A 14075-nucleotide genomic window follows, 5' to 3' on the forward strand; every position below is an offset into this window, starting at 1 on the left:
TATAAAATACATTAATTTTTTATTGTATTTAGGGTATTATTCTAGACAATTTCTATGTTAATTATATGCTAAATTACATGTGCTTTAACTAATTTGTAAAACATTTTGTAATTTTGTTAAATCTGCACCGCAATAAAATTTAATAATATGGCGTTTTGTTATGCAAAAATAAGATAAATTATACACAATGGCGAAAGTAAAATATTATTATGATTCTGATACTTTATCTTATCAAAAGATAAAACCTAAAAAAGGGCAAAAAATTAAGGGCATATTGCTTACATTGCTTGGAGGTTTTGTGTTTATGATACTCGGTTTTGTTGTATTTACTCCAATTTTTGAATCTCCTAAAGAAAAAGAATTAAAGCGCGAATTAGAATTTGTAAAGCTTAATGAGGAGTTACACGCTAAAAAAATAGCTCAGTTAGATAAAATATTAAAGGAAATTCAGGATAGAGATAATAATATTTATAGATTGTATTTTGAAGTTAACCCAATACCAGAAGAGCAAAGAACGGCAGGTTTTGGAGGTGTAAATAGATATAAAGCATTAGAAGGTTTTGATAATTCTCAAATGATAATTGATGTTACTAAAAACATGGATATTTTATCTAAACAATTATATGTACAATCAAAATCGTTAGATGAAATTGTAAAATTAGCAGAAAATAAAGAGAAGTTATTAGCTGCAATTCCAGCAATTCAACCTGTAAAAAAAGAAGATTTAACACGTATGGCTTCTGGTTATGGATGGAGAACTGACCCGTTTACAAAAGCGCGTAAAAGGCATTGGGGAATGGATTTTACAGCACCAAGAGGAACGCCAGTTTACGCCTCTGGAGATGGTACAGTAACTAGAGCTGATCAAAACTCATCGGGGTACGGAAAACATATTAGAATTAACCACGGTTTTGGCTATCTTTCTTTGTATGCACACCTCAGTAAATACAATGTTAAAAAAGGTCAAAAAGTAAAACGTGGAGATTTAATTGGTTTTGTTGGTAATACAGGACGTTCTCAAGCACCACATTTACATTATGAAATTCATAAAAATGGAAAAAAAATAAACCCTATTAATTTCTATTACGGAGATTTATCTCCTGAAGAATTTGAAGCAATGCAAAAAGAAGCTCAAAAAGAAGGACAATCACTTGATTAATGTATATAGATTTACCAGAAAAACGTTATTATAAAATAGGTGAAGTTGCAAAAGCATTTGGCTTAAATACTTCGCATATTCGCTTTTGGGAAAAAGAATTTGACATATTAAAACCTAAAAAGAACAATAAGGGCAATCGGTTATTTACTCCAGAAGATCTTAAAAATTTACAATTAATATATCATTTAGTTAAAGAGAAAGGGTTTACTTTAGAAGGCGCTAAAATTAAAATGAAACAACAACCAAAAATTGTAAAAGGGAATCATGATATTATTTTAAGATTAGAATCTATAAAAGCAGAATTGATTAATATTAAAAAAGAAATTTCTTAAATTTTTTATTAATTTAGTAACATTGTAACAAATAAAACAACTAATTAAGTATAAATTAAAAAACATCAAAACATGAAAAAGTGGTTAATACCTGTAATTATAATAGCATTACTAGTTTTTGGAGGCTATTCTTGGGTTAAAGGATTTTACAATACTGGAATACAATTAAATGAAAATGTTTCAGAAAGTTGGGGTAATGTAGAAACAGCTTACCAGCGTAGAGGAGATTTAATTGGAAATCTTGTAAAAACAGTTCAAGGTGCAGCAGATTTTGAAAAAGAGACTTTAACACAAGTTATTGAAGCTAGAGCAAAAGCTACATCTGTAAATATTGATCCTTCAAATATTAGTCCAGAGCAGTTAGCACAATTTAACCAAGTACAAGGTGGTTTAAGTGGTGCTTTAAAAAGTTTATTGGTTACAGTAGAACGTTATCCAGATTTAAAAGCAAATCAGAATTTCTTAAAATTACAAGACGAGTTGGCAAGTACAGAAAATCAGATTTTAACAGCACGTACACGTTTTAATGAAGCTATTAAGCCATTTAATAATCATGTTAAAACGTTTCCAAACAATATATTAGCTGGATTTTTTGATTTTGAAGGAAAACCTTATTTTGAAGCTGAAGCTGGTTTAGAAAAAGCACCTAATGTAGAATTTGATTTCGGAAAAAAAGAATAATGTCTAAAGTTGAAGATTTTTTAACAACAGCGCAAGAACAGGTTTTAGTTGATACTATTCAAGTTTCAGAAAAAAATACTTCAGGTGAAATACGTGTTCATATAGAAAAATTTACAGAAAAATCTCCAATGGATAGAGCATTGGAGGTTTTTTATTTGTTAGAAATGGATAAAACAGAACTAAGAAATGGCATACTTATTTACGTAGCTGTTGAAAGTAAAAAAATTGCCATTCTAGGCGATGAAGGAATTAATAACTTAGTTCCAACAAATTTTTGGGATGAAGAATTGTCCTTAATGCTTACACATTTTAAAAAAGGTGATTTTACTAAAGGATTGCAATTAGCAATTATAGAAATTGGAGAAAAATTAAAACAATTTTTTCCTTATCAGCAAAATGATATTAACGAATTATCTGACGAAATTTCTAAAGGATAAATGATTTTTACACACAACATGTTAAAAAAATACACTCTTTTTTTTGCTGCAATTTTGTTTTTTCAAGTTGCATTTGGGCAATTTACAATACCTGAAAAACCAGAATTACAAACAAGTGTTTACGATTATGCAAACCTATTATCGGCTTCACAAAAAAGCACTTTAGAACAAAAGCTTATTAGTTATTCCGATTCAACTTCAACGCAAATTGTAATTGCAACTATTGAAACTCTTGAAGGGGAAGATATTGGTATTTTAACTCCAAAATGGGCTCATCAATGGGGAATAGGTCAAGCTAAAGAAGATAATGGAGTTTTTATTCTGTTAGCAAATAAAGAACGTAAAATATGGATTTCTCCAGGCTATGGTGTAGAGCATAAATTAACGGCAGGTACAACTGGTACAATTATTAGAAATGTAATTATACCAGAGTTTAAAAAAGGTGATTATTATAGTGGTTTAGACAAAGGAACTTATGCTGTTTTTGAAGTGTTAAACGGTACTTATAAAAATACAGCTCCTGCTGAAAGCGGTAATGATGGGTTTCCATCAATTTTTATTATTGTAATTTTTATTGTTTTCTTATTAATTATTTTTTCTAAAAAAAATAAAGGAGGAGGTAATGGAAGCGGTGGCTTTAAAGATAATTCTACAGCTGCAGATATATTAAATGCAATTATACTAAGTCGTGTTGGAAGAGGCGGTTTTGGAGGCGGAAGCTTTGGAGGTGGATCATCTAGCGGTGGATTTGGAGGCGGAGGCTTCGGTGGAGGTTTCGGCGGCGGAGGTTTCTCTGGTGGTGGAGCAGGAGGAAGCTGGTAAAAAATTTAATAAAATTATGTATTTTAAAGTGCTAATGATACGTTAAGTTTCTAAATCATATTTAATTACCTCTTTGTTTTTTAGTGGTTTTAATACTACTCAATATATTTTATAATTTATTTTCTTATTTATAATAACTATTTGGTAATTTTGCCAAATACAAAATTTGTTAGTAATATGAAAAAATATACTTCCATAGTAATCAGTTTACTTTTTGGTTTAAATGCAATTGGTCAAACAATAGAAAAAATAGCGGCAAAAGATGTTTTAGAAATAGTTGTTAGTAGAGATACAATAAATACTATAATGATTGATGGTAGAAGTGCTGAAATGTTTGCAGATACGCATATTGAAGGAGCTGTAAATATAGATGCTTTTAGTGAATCGTCTTCAATAGAATTAAAAAATTATATCGATAAAGAAGAGTTTATAGTGTATTGCTCTAACAATAAAAGAGGTGGAATTATTATTGAAAAACTTATAGAGTTAGAATATAAAGGGAAAATTATATTTATAGCTGATGGTATAAATGGATGGAATTTAGCCGAATATAAAACAGTAAGTTCTAAAAAACAAGACTAGTGAATAAAGATATAGAAAATAAATTTCTAGAGAAAGCAGAACTTTTTAAAGCATTGGCACACCCAACGCGCTTATTTATTATTCATACAATAAAAGATGAGGCTATGTCTGTAAAGGAACTTACCGCATTGGTAGGTGTTGATATATCTACTATGTCGAAACATTTAAGTATTCTAAAAAATCACAGAATAATTAAAGGGGAAAAAGTTAAAAATTATATTTATTATAGTTTAGCTATTCCTTGTGTGTTAGATTTTATGACTTGTGCAGTTAAGGTTATCAAAAAAAATAAATAAATGAGCATTTGGTTACTTGGAGTTATTATAATGTTAATTGCATTTTTAATGACAATGACAGGAAGAGGTGGTGGAAATTTTTATGTTCTTGCATTGGTATTTTCAGGTATTAGTATGAATTTATCTGCTTCAACGGGACAATTTATTTTAATGTGCTCATCATTAATGGCTGCGATACTTTTTAGTAAACAAAAAATGAACCATTGGAAGTTAACCTTTTTTTTAGGTGTTTTATTATTTATTTCTGCAATGGCTGGTGGATTTTATGGGCAGTTTTTTAATGAAAAAGTACTTAAGGTAATTTTTGCAGTATTTATGTTTATAGCAGCTTTATTAATGCTAAAAAAACCAAAACAAAAGCTTAAAAATAATACTAAATGGGTTGTTTCGTTAGCATCAAATGGTGATGTGTTTAAAGTAAATTTATTAGTTACCGTTCCAATTGTGTTATTAACTGGTTTTTTGTCAGGAATGGTAGGCGTTTCTGGAGGATCTTTTTTAGTGCCATTAATGTTATTAAGCATGAATGTGCCAATGCACACGGCTGTTGGAACTTCTACAACCTTGGTGTCTATTTCTGCAGCAGCAGGATTTTTTGGGCATATTGGTGCGGGTATATTTGATTTTAATTTAGCGATACCTTTAGCCTTAGGAGGTGTTATTGGTGGTTTTTTGGGTGCTAAAATGGCTTTAGAGTCAAAATCTAAAAATTTAAAATATCTTTTTGCTAGTACGCAATTGATAGCTTCTATTATTATGATTATTAATGTTTTATATTGATTTTTTTACCTTTAATATTAGATAATTTTTTAAAAAAATAGTAGTAATATACTCATTTTAAAAATTTTAACATTTTAATAAGAAGGTATTATATTAGATTTGTTGGACGTTTTATTAGAATTGATAAGATTAATAATCTGAATTCTATAAGCTAAAGATTAAATAATACGTACAATGCAAAATACTATTTTACTACTAATTTCTTTATTCTTTGTTGGATTTACTTCAGATAATAAAGAAATAGTTGCAAAACAACCATTAAATAACGCTACCATACCGGTTTATAACTTTTCTGAATTAGAGCCTTTATTATATACAGATTCAGAAAAAATACATATTGTAAATTTTTGGGCTATGTGGTGTGCTCCTTGCGTAAAAGAGTTACCAATTTTTCAAGCGTATGAAAAAAATAATGAAAATGTAGAAATGATTTTTGTGAGTCTTGATTTTCCTGAAGATATTGAAACAAAACTTAAACCATTTTTAGAACAAAAAGGGATTACATCAAAAGTTGTGCTTTTAGACGATCCAGATGCAAATACTTGGATAGATAAAATTGACCCTAATTGGTCTGGTGCAATTCCATTTACCATAATATTTAATAAAAATAAGCGCTCTTTTCACGAACGTGCTTTTGAAAATATTGAAGACTTAGAAACTGAAATTAATAACACAATAAATAACTAAAAAAATGAAGAAAAGTAATTTAACATTCATAGTAATTTTAATTTTATGTAGTTTTTTAACAACTATAAATACAAACGCGCAAGAAAGAAAGGGACCACCACAAAATGGTGAGCGTAAAGGACCTCCAAAAGGTGGTCACAGTCCTGAACAAACTAAAACTTTGGATGAAATTGGAGGTTATAAAATAGGTGAAGTTGCTACTGACTTTAATCTTAAAAATGTTGACGGTACTATGTTTTCTTTAGCAGATATTAAAAATGCAAAAGGATATATTGTAGTATTTACTTGTAATGAATGCCCGTTTGCTAAAATGTATGAAGATCGTTTAATAGAGCTTCATAATAAATATGTTTCACAAGGATATGCTGTAGTAGCTATTAACCCAAATGTAAGTGAAAATAACGCGAAAGAAAATTTTGAATCAATGCAAAAAAGAGCAGCAGAAAAGAAATTTCCTTTTGTTTATTTAGCTGATGAAAACCATGATGTTTTTCCAAAATATGGAGCCGTTAGAACACCTCACGTATTTTTATTAGATAGCGATAAAAAAGTACAATACATTGGTACAATAGACGATAATGCTAGGTCTGCGGCTAATGTTAAAGTAAAATACCTTGAAAACGCTATACAGGCGCTTCAAAAAGGAACAACACCAGAAGTTACTTTTACTAAAGCAATTGGATGCCCTGTAAAAGCAATTTAATTAAAGTAGTATTTATGCTTGTTTATAAATAGTAAACAGCAATATTATTATTAAAAGTTTATTTTATTAATAATGAAAAATACTTCTAGTATTATTTGTATCTACAATTTTAACATTTGGAGAAGAAACTCAAATGTTAAAATTGTTTGATGCAATTCTAGACAGAAAGAATGTATTTCTTAAAAAATCTCTAAAATTTCGGCATTGTTAAAAGCTAGTGTTGCACCAACTTTTTGTCCTAATAACTGCTTTCCAATAGGAGATTGCGCCGAGATTATAAAATAAGCAACATTTTCAATTAAGATTTTTCCTACACTAATTGCTAAAAAATAAGTACCTTTTGTTGTTTTAATAAGACTTCCTAAGCAAATAACTTTAGTAGGTTTGTCAATAGTAACTTTGTTTAAAACTGTATTCATAGCTGTAATTTCAGCTAATTGTTGACTTGCTTTTTCCATTTCTAACTGAATCATTGCTCTTCCGGTTTCGTGTTTATCACCAGCAGAGCTTTTTGTTTCCGAAAACAAATCGTTTTTGTTAGAAGCTATACTTTGGCTAATAACAGTACTTTTTTGTTGAACAAAGTAAAAGCAGTGTTCAAGTAATTGTTGTTTTATTTTTAAATAATTCTTCATATAAAGTGTTGTAAAAATAACAATTCTTAATTTTGCAGTTAATTATGCAAATTACAGGAAAACGGTATTTAGATTATAGCTCATTCATTAAATTAAATTTTGGTGAACGCGTACAAAAAATTTCATTAGATATTGGATTTTCTTGTCCAAACAGAGACGGAACAAAAGGTTTTGGTGGCTGTACATATTGCAATAATAATACTTTTAACCCAGATTATTGCGAACCTCAAAAAAGTGTTAAAACACAATTAGAACAAGGTATAAAATTCTTTTCTAGAAAAGGGAAGAACAACAAATTTTTGGCATATTTTCAAGCTTATACAAATACCTATTCCGATTTTGAATCGTTAAAACAGTTGTATTTGGAAGCTTTAAGTGTTCCAAAAGTTGTTGGCTTGGTTATTGGAACACGTCCAGATTGTATTTCAAAAGAAATTATTGAATTTTTAGATGAACTTTCTAAATCGTATTTTATTTCTCTAGAATTTGGTGTAGAAAGCACCAACGAAGCAACGCTATTAAAGGTAAATCGTTGTCATACCTTTGAAGAAACAAAAGCTACTTTTAATTTATGTAATAATAAAGGCTTTCATCTAGGAGCACATATTATTTTAGGATTGCCTGGTGAAAATAAAGAAGCATTAATGAACCATGCGTTGGAATTGTCTAAATTACCAATTTCAACTTTAAAATTACATCATTTACAGATTGTAAAAAACTCGGTAATGGCGGTTCAATATAAAAGAAATCCTGAGAGTTTTAACTTGTTTACTGCGGAAGATTATATAGCTTTTATTTCAGAATTTATTACTTATTTAAGACCAGATATAGTTGTGGAACGTTTTATTAGTGAAGCACCAAAAGACCTATTAATTGCACCTAAATGGGGTGGGCTTAAAAACTTTGAAATTGTAGCAAAAATTGATAAAAATCTTCAAAGTTCAGATAATTGGCAGGGGAAAAATTGGCATAATTAACAATTTACAAATTAGCGTATATTTATTTGTTTTTTATTTAAAATAAATGTGTTACTTTTGTTGAGTGATTAGTCAATAAATGAAAGATAAAAGAGAATTATTGTTAGAAGCAGCAACTAAACTTTTTGTAGAAAGAGGTTTGCATGCTACACCAACATCAGCAATTTCAAAAGAAGCTGGAGTTAGTGCTGGAATTCTATTTCATTATTTTAAAACCAAAGATGATTTAATTGATGAATTGTATGTTTCTTTAAAAAAAGAGTTTTCAAATTCTATTTTTAAAGATATACATAGTATTAAATCAGATCTTGGAAAGTTGCGTTTAATCTGGTCTAATTCTTGGAGCTGGGCAATAGATAATGCTATAGAGTTTAAGTTTTTATTACAATTAGATAATACAAGTTGTTCAGAAAGGGTTAAACACCATCCAGAAATTATTGAAAAATATGAACTATTTAATAATTTTATTCAAGAGTATATTGATAAAAAGCTTATTAGAAATACTGATAGTAATTTTTTAATAGGATCTATGTTCGGATTAATTGTATCTATGGTTAATTATTTAGAACAATTTCCTGAAAAAAGAACGAATCAAGTTTTTGTTGAACAATCTTGGGAAATGTTTTATAACTATCTAAAACCATAAAAAAATTTAACTATATAATTGACTGAATAATCAATCGATTGACAAAATAAATTATTTAAAATGAAAAATGTAGCATTAATTACAGGAGCAAGTACAGGAATTGGTAAAGAATTAGCAATACTTCATGCTTCAAAAGGTGGAGATTTAATAATTATTGCTAGAAATGAGCATAAATTAATTCAACTTAAACAAGAATTGGAAGAAAAATACAGAATAAAAGTTGTTGTAATTGCCAAAGATTTAAGTGATTTAACTGCAGCTAATAGTATTTATTCCGAAGTTAAAAAACAAGGTATTGAAATTGATTATTTAATAAATAATGCAGGTTTTGGAGCCTTAGGTAAATTTTATCAATTAGATTTAGATAGACAAATCTCTATGATTAATTTAAATGTGACTTCATTAACAGCGCTTACACATTTATTTCTTCAAGATTTTCTTCAAAAAAATAGTGGTAAAATATTAAATACGTCTTCTACTGCTAGTTTTATGCCTGGTCCACTACAAGCCGTTTACTTTGCTACTAAAGCGTATGTTACTTTTTTTAGTAACGCACTTACAGAAGAATTAAAAGATACTAATATTTCGGTAACTAATTTAATGCCGGGTGCTACAGAAAGTGAGTTTGGTGCTACTTCTGGAATGGATAAAACGGATATGTTTAAAAATACAGTTACTGCTCGTAGTGTTGCTAAAGATGGTTATAATGCAATGTTAAAAGGTAAGTTAGATGTTATTTCTGGTTTAACATTTATGCAAAAAATAATGATGGCAATGATTCCTTTTACTCCAAAAAAAATGTTGTTAAAACAAATTCGTAAAATGCAAGAAGTAAAATAATAGGCTTATAAAAAGTTAAACTGAATATTTTAACCAATTAATTTAATACAATAGCTATCATTAAAAATGATAAAAAAAATAGTAAAAAGAATGTTGATAGGAACTATCGGAATTATACTTTTAATAATAGTATTTGTAGTATTATTTGTTAATTTAAGTCCACAGTTTGGCGGTAAACCATCTAAAGAAAGTCTAGTTAAAATTGAACAATCGCCTAATTATAACGGAGATGGAACATTTAAAAATTTAGAGTTAACGTTGGCTAGTACTGGAATGAAATTAAGCACCATTCCTAAATTTTTTACCAATGGAGATAATAAAGTTCCTGAACAAGAATTACTTTCAAAAAAATTATCTAAAACATATTTTGATAAAAAACCTAAACAACCTAGAATAACTTGGTTTGGTCATTCTGCATTATTTGTAGAAATGGAAGGCTTAAATATTTTTATAGATCCAATGTTAGGTGAAGTGCCAGCACCACATCCATTATTGGGAAATGCTAGGTTTAATAAAGAATTACCAATTGCAATTGAAGAATTACCAGAAATTGATTTGGTCTTAATTTCACACGATCATTACGATCATTTGGATTATGAATCTATTCAAAAATTGCATTTAAAAGTAAAGCAATTTTATGTTCCTTTGGGTATAAAATCGCATTTAACAGCATGGGGAGTAGCTGCATCTAAAATTACTGAATTCGATTGGTGGGAGAGTAAAAATTTAAATGGGATTGAATTTGTAGCTACGCCTGCTCGTCATTTTTCGGGAAGAGGTTTTACAAGAAACAATACATTATGGAGTTCTTGGGTGTTAAAATCTAAAAATTCTAGTATTTATTTTAGTGGAGATAGAGGTTATGGAAAGCACTTTAAAGAAATAGGTGAAAAATATGGGCCTTTTGATTTTGCAATGATGGAATGTGGGCAATATAACGAACAATGGGCACATATACATATGACTCCAGAAGAAACAATTTTGGCTTCTATTGATGTAAAAGCAGATTTAATTATGCCAATTCACTGGGGTGCTTTTAAATTAGCACTACACGCCTGGAACGATCCAATTATTAGAGCAACAAAAAAAGCAGCTGAATTAAATGTACAAATAAGTACCCCAAAACTGGGAGAGGCAATTGTTTTAAATGGAGAAGATTTTCCATTTTCACATTGGTGGTTGAAATAAAAATAATATAAGAAAATACATATTTAAATTTCTTATTTCGAGATTTATAAAATTGGAGATTATTTACTGGCTATAACTCGGTTTAAACGCGTTTATATTTACTTTGTTAATTATAAAAGCAAGTTACATTTTGTAAATCCAAGGTCTTGGATTTTCTTTATGGGTATTGTTCCAAAATTCAAATCCTAAAATGGTTTTTCCAGTAATTTTATCGGTAAAAATAGTACCAATTTCTTGTTTGGTTTTTACATTGTCACCAGATTTTACAAAGGTGTTTTCTAAATTTTTATATACAGTTATATAATTACCGTGTTGAATTAAGACAGCTTTTTTATTCCCAGATGTTACTTGAACCGCTAATACTGTACCATCAAAAACAGCGCGTGCTTTACTGCCTTTTTCTGTTGTAATTCTAACTCCATTACTTTGTATAGTAGTAGTTTTTACAATTGGGTGAGGTTGCTTGCCATAGAATGTAGAAACATAACCTCTTTCTACTGGCCAATCTAATTTACCTTTATTTAATTTAAATTTTGAATTTAATTCTTTTGCAGCAGGAGTTAAAGCAAATGAAGTTGCGCTTTTAGAAGTAGTTGTAGTTTTAGTAGCTCCAGATTTTTTGTTAGATGCGGCAATTGCAGCTCTAATAAGCTTATCTATTTGACTGGCAACTCTGCTTTCTTCTTTTTGAAATTGTTTAATTTGTTTTTTATAGGTGTTTTCTTTCTTTTTTACTTTAGCTAATAAAGCTTCTTGCTCCTTTTTTTCTTTTTCAATTACAGAATGCTCTTGCTTTTGTATATCTAAAAGTGCTTTCTTTTGATCTTTTTTAACTTGTAAAGAGTCTGTTAAAGCTTGTAATTCTGAAGTTTTTTTATGAATCTCATCACCTTGTTTTTTTCTAAAAGCCGTATATTGTTTCATATACTGAAAGCGTTTATAGCCTTGGAAAAAATTTTCTGAAGATAATAAAAACATAATTCTACTATTTTGAGACTTACTTTTGTAAGAACTATAAATCATTTCGCCATAGTCCTTTTTTAGGGCTTCTAAAGCTCTTTTATTTTTATTTATTTCAAGTTGATTTGTATAAATTTCGTTGCTAAGTTCTTTAGATTCATTTTCTATTGCCTTAATTAATTCTTGCCTTGTTTTAATTTTAGCTTTAAGATCGTTTAATTGATTTAATACATTTTTTTCTGTTCTTATTGTGTTAGACAGTAGCGCATTAATGTATATTTGATCTTTTTGAAGTTGCACACGTCGTGCCTCTAGTACTTGTCGTTTAGATTTTTGAGCAGTACTATTTATACTAATAGATACTATTAAAAGCAGTAAAATGTACTTTAATTTAAATTGCATTATTTTAAACTAATTTCTTTGTAACCATTTGGTATTGAAAACGGAAAAGTTAAATCTTCATTAAACTCAACGGTACGGTATTCAATATCTATGGTTGTTAATTTTTTATGATCTACAGCTTTAATATTAATATTTTTCGGAAACTGTTCTCCTTTAATTTTATTATAATCTGGGTAAGAAACCGTTAATAACTGTTGTTTTTCTTTATTGCTAATTTCTTGTTTATTTATTTTAAAATTATCTGAATTTAAAAAGAATAAAATACCAAATAATTCTATATCTTTTTTAGGTTGTAATTGGTATAATTTATTAGTTACTGTTGAGTTGTATTTGCCTTTTTTTAGATTTAAAACCGCTTGTCCTAGTAAAATGTTTTGAACTTTTTCATAATCTAATTCTGTTCCAAGCCATTCACTTAATAAAGAGAAATCTCCATCAAAAAAAGTTTTTTTCATTTTTTCGTAATAAAGAACTCTGTTAGGTGTTATCATTACTTTTGCTACAGGAAAACCAAATTTCGTTGCACTCATCCAGATAGTTTTATCTTTTTCTAAACGCAATTTAATACTGAAACTTACCGATGTTTTATCATCTTTAAATTTAGCATTTATTTTTGCATCTACTGTTTTTTGGTCAAAATTAGAACTGTAATGGTTATTTATAATTTTTTTTGTTGAAATATTTTTGATGTTAGCATCAACAGTACTTTTATTAGATTTACACGATGTGAAAATTAATAAAAAGATTAATACTATTTTAGAAAACTGTTTCATTTAATTTACCTGTTTTAAACGGTCTATTTTTTGTTTGTATTTTAAAACTTCTTTAGTGTTATTTAAGCCTTGGTAGCTTATTATTAACTGATTGTAGAAGTTTACTTCCATTTCATTGTTGTCAATCACAAAATCAATGCCAATTGTTAAAACGTCAATTGCTTCATTATATTTTTTAAGTTTATTAAGTGCGTAACCATTTAATTGATATAGTACTGGTTGAGTAGGATATAATTCCAATGCATTTTTACTATCTGCCTCTAACATTTCAAAATGATTGTGCTCTAGTTCGTAACTTAAAATTTGAAGTAGTGTTTTAAAGTTCTGATTTTTTTTATAAGAAGCTTTTAAACTTTCAATATCTGTACTTTTAGGGAAATTTTCAGTAATTCTATCCCTTTGTTCTACTAATTTTTTTCTGTTGATTAAATAGGTTTTAAGTCTTTTTACTTTTAATGTGGTAAGTGCTTTATTTTCAATTTCTGTAATTAAATCTTCTGCTTTTTTAAATTCTTTATTTTGAATATATAGCAAAACTAGCTCGTCGGTATAAAAAGGCTTTATTTTTACAAGTTCCTTTTGAATTTCAACGGCATCTGTATAATTATTTTGTGCTTTAAGTATTGCAACTTTATGTTTTAATAAATAGCTGTTTTTTGGTTCTTTTGTTAATGCACGATTAATATATATTTCCGCCTCGTAATATTTTTTTAGCAATAAATAATTCTTAGAAAATTCAAAATCAACAGCCATATTTTCGCTATCAATTAAGTTGCATTTCTCTAGGCTTTCAATAGCTTTTGAATAATTATTTGTGCTAGTTTCTTTTAATGCTTCAAAAAAGTATTCCTGAAATTTTAAATTTTCAACTTCGGGGTTTTGTGTGTTTTGAGCGTATGAAAAACCAGAAAAGAGCACAATTCCAACTAAAAATATAGTATGTATTTTCTTTAAAATCATATAAAAGTGCAATATACAATTTATTAAGGTGATATAAAGTTGATTTTTTTCAATTTTAAAATCAATTGTTTGTGTTTAGTTTTAATTATTGCGTTAGGGATGGCAGCGGAAAGCCCACAGCGATAGCGAGGACTTGAAACGAACAGCCCGACCTGAAAGGGAACGCCCAAAATATAATATTTGTAGTTTTCGGTATTTATTTTGCGTAATTTTGC

General features: G+C 28.4%; 18 protein-coding genes. 14 read left to right on the top strand and 4 right to left on the bottom strand.

Annotation, left to right across the window (positions count from 1 at the left end; translation table 11 throughout):
- Positions 1-187 precede the first annotated feature (187 nt).
- The 10 genes from MHL31_RS11815 to MHL31_RS11860 all read left to right on the top strand — a co-directional run bounded on the left by MHL31_RS11815 (position 188) and on the right by MHL31_RS11860 (position 6479).
- Positions 188-1159 (top strand): M23 family metallopeptidase, encoded by a 972-nt coding sequence (locus MHL31_RS11815; RefSeq protein ID WP_240226156.1) that lies wholly within the window; start codon positions 188-190, stop codon positions 1157-1159.
- The gene (locus tag MHL31_RS11820) at positions 1159-1491 is read left to right on the top strand and encodes a MerR family transcriptional regulator (RefSeq protein WP_240226157.1); all 333 of its coding nucleotides are present in this window, start codon (positions 1159-1161) and stop codon (positions 1489-1491) included. Before MHL31_RS11815 ends, MHL31_RS11820 begins: the two co-directional genes overlap by 1 nt.
- Positions 1492-1563: 72 nt before the next feature.
- On the top strand, positions 1564-2172 hold the full coding sequence (locus MHL31_RS11825; RefSeq protein ID WP_240226158.1) for a LemA family protein: 609 nt from the start codon (positions 1564-1566) through the stop codon (positions 2170-2172).
- A complete protein-coding gene (locus tag MHL31_RS11830; RefSeq protein ID WP_240226159.1) occupies positions 2172-2609 on the top strand; it encodes a TPM domain-containing protein in 438 nt (145 codons plus the stop codon). The genes MHL31_RS11825 and MHL31_RS11830 overlap by 1 nt, the downstream gene beginning before the upstream one ends.
- Positions 2610-3431 carry a YgcG family protein gene (locus tag MHL31_RS11835; RefSeq protein ID WP_240226160.1) on the top strand — a complete coding sequence of 274 codons (822 nt, stop codon included), beginning with the start codon at positions 2610-2612 and terminating at the stop codon, positions 3429-3431. It abuts the gene before it with no gap.
- Positions 3432-3608: 177 nt separating this feature from the next.
- Entirely contained in the window at positions 3609-4013 is a 405-nt protein-coding gene (locus MHL31_RS11840) for a rhodanese-like domain-containing protein (RefSeq protein WP_240226161.1), read from the top strand.
- The gene (locus tag MHL31_RS11845) at positions 4013-4309 is read left to right on the top strand and encodes a metalloregulator ArsR/SmtB family transcription factor (RefSeq protein ID WP_240226162.1); all 297 of its coding nucleotides are present in this window, start codon (positions 4013-4015) and stop codon (positions 4307-4309) included. The genes MHL31_RS11840 and MHL31_RS11845 overlap by 1 nt, the downstream gene beginning before the upstream one ends.
- A complete protein-coding gene (locus tag MHL31_RS11850) occupies positions 4310-5089 on the top strand; it encodes a sulfite exporter TauE/SafE family protein (protein WP_240226163.1) in 780 nt (259 codons plus the stop codon).
- A 174-nt stretch (positions 5090-5263) separates the two neighbouring features.
- Positions 5264-5776 carry a TlpA disulfide reductase family protein gene (locus tag MHL31_RS11855; RefSeq protein WP_240226164.1) on the top strand — a complete coding sequence of 171 codons (513 nt, stop codon included), beginning with the start codon at positions 5264-5266 and terminating at the stop codon, positions 5774-5776.
- A 4-nt stretch (positions 5777-5780) separates the two neighbouring features.
- The gene (locus MHL31_RS11860; protein WP_240226165.1) at positions 5781-6479 is read left to right on the top strand and encodes a thioredoxin family protein; all 699 of its coding nucleotides are present in this window, start codon (positions 5781-5783) and stop codon (positions 6477-6479) included.
- A gap of 179 nt (positions 6480-6658) precedes the next feature.
- Here MHL31_RS11860 and MHL31_RS11865 read toward each other — a convergent pair whose 3' ends face one another.
- Positions 6659-7114, bottom strand: coding sequence for a GreA/GreB family elongation factor (locus tag MHL31_RS11865; protein WP_240226166.1), 456 nt, complete (start codon positions 7112-7114; stop codon positions 6659-6661).
- 44 nt (positions 7115-7158) lie between these two features.
- Between MHL31_RS11865 and MHL31_RS11870 the strand changes: the two genes are divergently transcribed.
- From MHL31_RS11870 to MHL31_RS11885, 4 genes are all read left to right on the top strand, one after another.
- The gene (locus MHL31_RS11870) at positions 7159-8091 is read left to right on the top strand and encodes a TIGR01212 family radical SAM protein (RefSeq protein WP_240226167.1); all 933 of its coding nucleotides are present in this window, start codon (positions 7159-7161) and stop codon (positions 8089-8091) included.
- Positions 8092-8170: 79 nt separating this feature from the next.
- Positions 8171-8737: a TetR/AcrR family transcriptional regulator gene (locus MHL31_RS11875; protein WP_240226168.1), complete on the top strand. Its 567-nt coding sequence runs from the start codon at positions 8171-8173 to the stop codon at positions 8735-8737.
- Between the two features lie 60 nt (positions 8738-8797).
- Positions 8798-9577: an SDR family oxidoreductase gene (locus tag MHL31_RS11880; RefSeq protein WP_240226169.1), complete on the top strand. Its 780-nt coding sequence runs from the start codon at positions 8798-8800 to the stop codon at positions 9575-9577.
- Between the two features lie 66 nt (positions 9578-9643).
- The gene (locus MHL31_RS11885) at positions 9644-10765 is read left to right on the top strand and encodes an MBL fold metallo-hydrolase (protein ID WP_240226170.1); all 1122 of its coding nucleotides are present in this window, start codon (positions 9644-9646) and stop codon (positions 10763-10765) included.
- 123 nt (positions 10766-10888) lie between these two features.
- Here MHL31_RS11885 and MHL31_RS11890 read toward each other — a convergent pair whose 3' ends face one another.
- From MHL31_RS11890 to MHL31_RS11900, 3 genes are read right to left on the bottom strand one after another with little or no spacing between them, the layout of a single operon-like run.
- Positions 10889-12127, bottom strand: a complete 1239-nt coding sequence (locus tag MHL31_RS11890; protein ID WP_240226171.1) for a murein hydrolase activator EnvC — start codon at positions 12125-12127, stop codon at positions 10889-10891.
- Entirely contained in the window at positions 12127-12900 is a 774-nt protein-coding gene (locus MHL31_RS11895; protein ID WP_240226172.1) for a DUF4292 domain-containing protein, read from the bottom strand. Before MHL31_RS11895 ends, MHL31_RS11890 begins: the two co-directional genes overlap by 1 nt.
- Positions 12901-13860: a lipopolysaccharide assembly protein LapB gene (locus MHL31_RS11900; RefSeq protein ID WP_240226173.1), complete on the bottom strand. Its 960-nt coding sequence runs from the start codon at positions 13858-13860 to the stop codon at positions 12901-12903.
- Positions 13861-14075 lie beyond the last annotated feature (215 nt).

The organism is Lutibacter sp. A80 (assembly GCF_022429645.1).
Taxonomy (GTDB): domain Bacteria; phylum Bacteroidota; class Bacteroidia; order Flavobacteriales; family Flavobacteriaceae; genus Lutibacter.

What these genes read in the sequence shown, in the direction of transcription:
- MHL31_RS11815 (WP_240226156.1), top strand. Translation starts at nt 188, where the DNA reads ATGGCGAAAGTAAAATATTATTATGATTCTGATACTTTATCTTATCAA.
- MHL31_RS11820 (WP_240226157.1), top strand. Translation starts at nt 1,159, where the DNA reads ATGTATATAGATTTACCAGAAAAACGTTATTATAAAATAGGTGAAGTT.
- MHL31_RS11825 (WP_240226158.1), top strand. Translation starts at nt 1,564, where the DNA reads ATGAAAAAGTGGTTAATACCTGTAATTATAATAGCATTACTAGTTTTT.
- MHL31_RS11830 (WP_240226159.1), top strand. Translation starts at nt 2,172, where the DNA reads ATGTCTAAAGTTGAAGATTTTTTAACAACAGCGCAAGAACAGGTTTTA.
- MHL31_RS11835 (WP_240226160.1), top strand. Translation starts at nt 2,610, where the DNA reads ATGATTTTTACACACAACATGTTAAAAAAATACACTCTTTTTTTTGCT.
- MHL31_RS11840 (WP_240226161.1), top strand. Translation starts at nt 3,609, where the DNA reads ATGAAAAAATATACTTCCATAGTAATCAGTTTACTTTTTGGTTTAAAT.
- MHL31_RS11850 (WP_240226163.1), top strand. Translation starts at nt 4,310, where the DNA reads ATGAGCATTTGGTTACTTGGAGTTATTATAATGTTAATTGCATTTTTA.
- MHL31_RS11855 (WP_240226164.1), top strand. Translation starts at nt 5,264, where the DNA reads ATGCAAAATACTATTTTACTACTAATTTCTTTATTCTTTGTTGGATTT.
- MHL31_RS11860 (WP_240226165.1), top strand. Translation starts at nt 5,781, where the DNA reads ATGAAGAAAAGTAATTTAACATTCATAGTAATTTTAATTTTATGTAGT.
- MHL31_RS11865 (WP_240226166.1), bottom strand. Translation starts at nt 7,114, where the DNA reads ATGAAGAATTATTTAAAAATAAAACAACAATTACTTGAACACTGCTTT.
- MHL31_RS11870 (WP_240226167.1), top strand. Translation starts at nt 7,159, where the DNA reads ATGCAAATTACAGGAAAACGGTATTTAGATTATAGCTCATTCATTAAA.
- MHL31_RS11875 (WP_240226168.1), top strand. Translation starts at nt 8,171, where the DNA reads ATGAAAGATAAAAGAGAATTATTGTTAGAAGCAGCAACTAAACTTTTT.
- MHL31_RS11880 (WP_240226169.1), top strand. Translation starts at nt 8,798, where the DNA reads ATGAAAAATGTAGCATTAATTACAGGAGCAAGTACAGGAATTGGTAAA.
- MHL31_RS11885 (WP_240226170.1), top strand. Translation starts at nt 9,644, where the DNA reads ATGATAAAAAAAATAGTAAAAAGAATGTTGATAGGAACTATCGGAATT.
- MHL31_RS11890 (WP_240226171.1), bottom strand. Translation starts at nt 12,127, where the DNA reads ATGCAATTTAAATTAAAGTACATTTTACTGCTTTTAATAGTATCTATT.
- MHL31_RS11895 (WP_240226172.1), bottom strand. Translation starts at nt 12,900, where the DNA reads ATGAAACAGTTTTCTAAAATAGTATTAATCTTTTTATTAATTTTCACA.
- MHL31_RS11900 (WP_240226173.1), bottom strand. Translation starts at nt 13,860, where the DNA reads ATGATTTTAAAGAAAATACATACTATATTTTTAGTTGGAATTGTGCTC.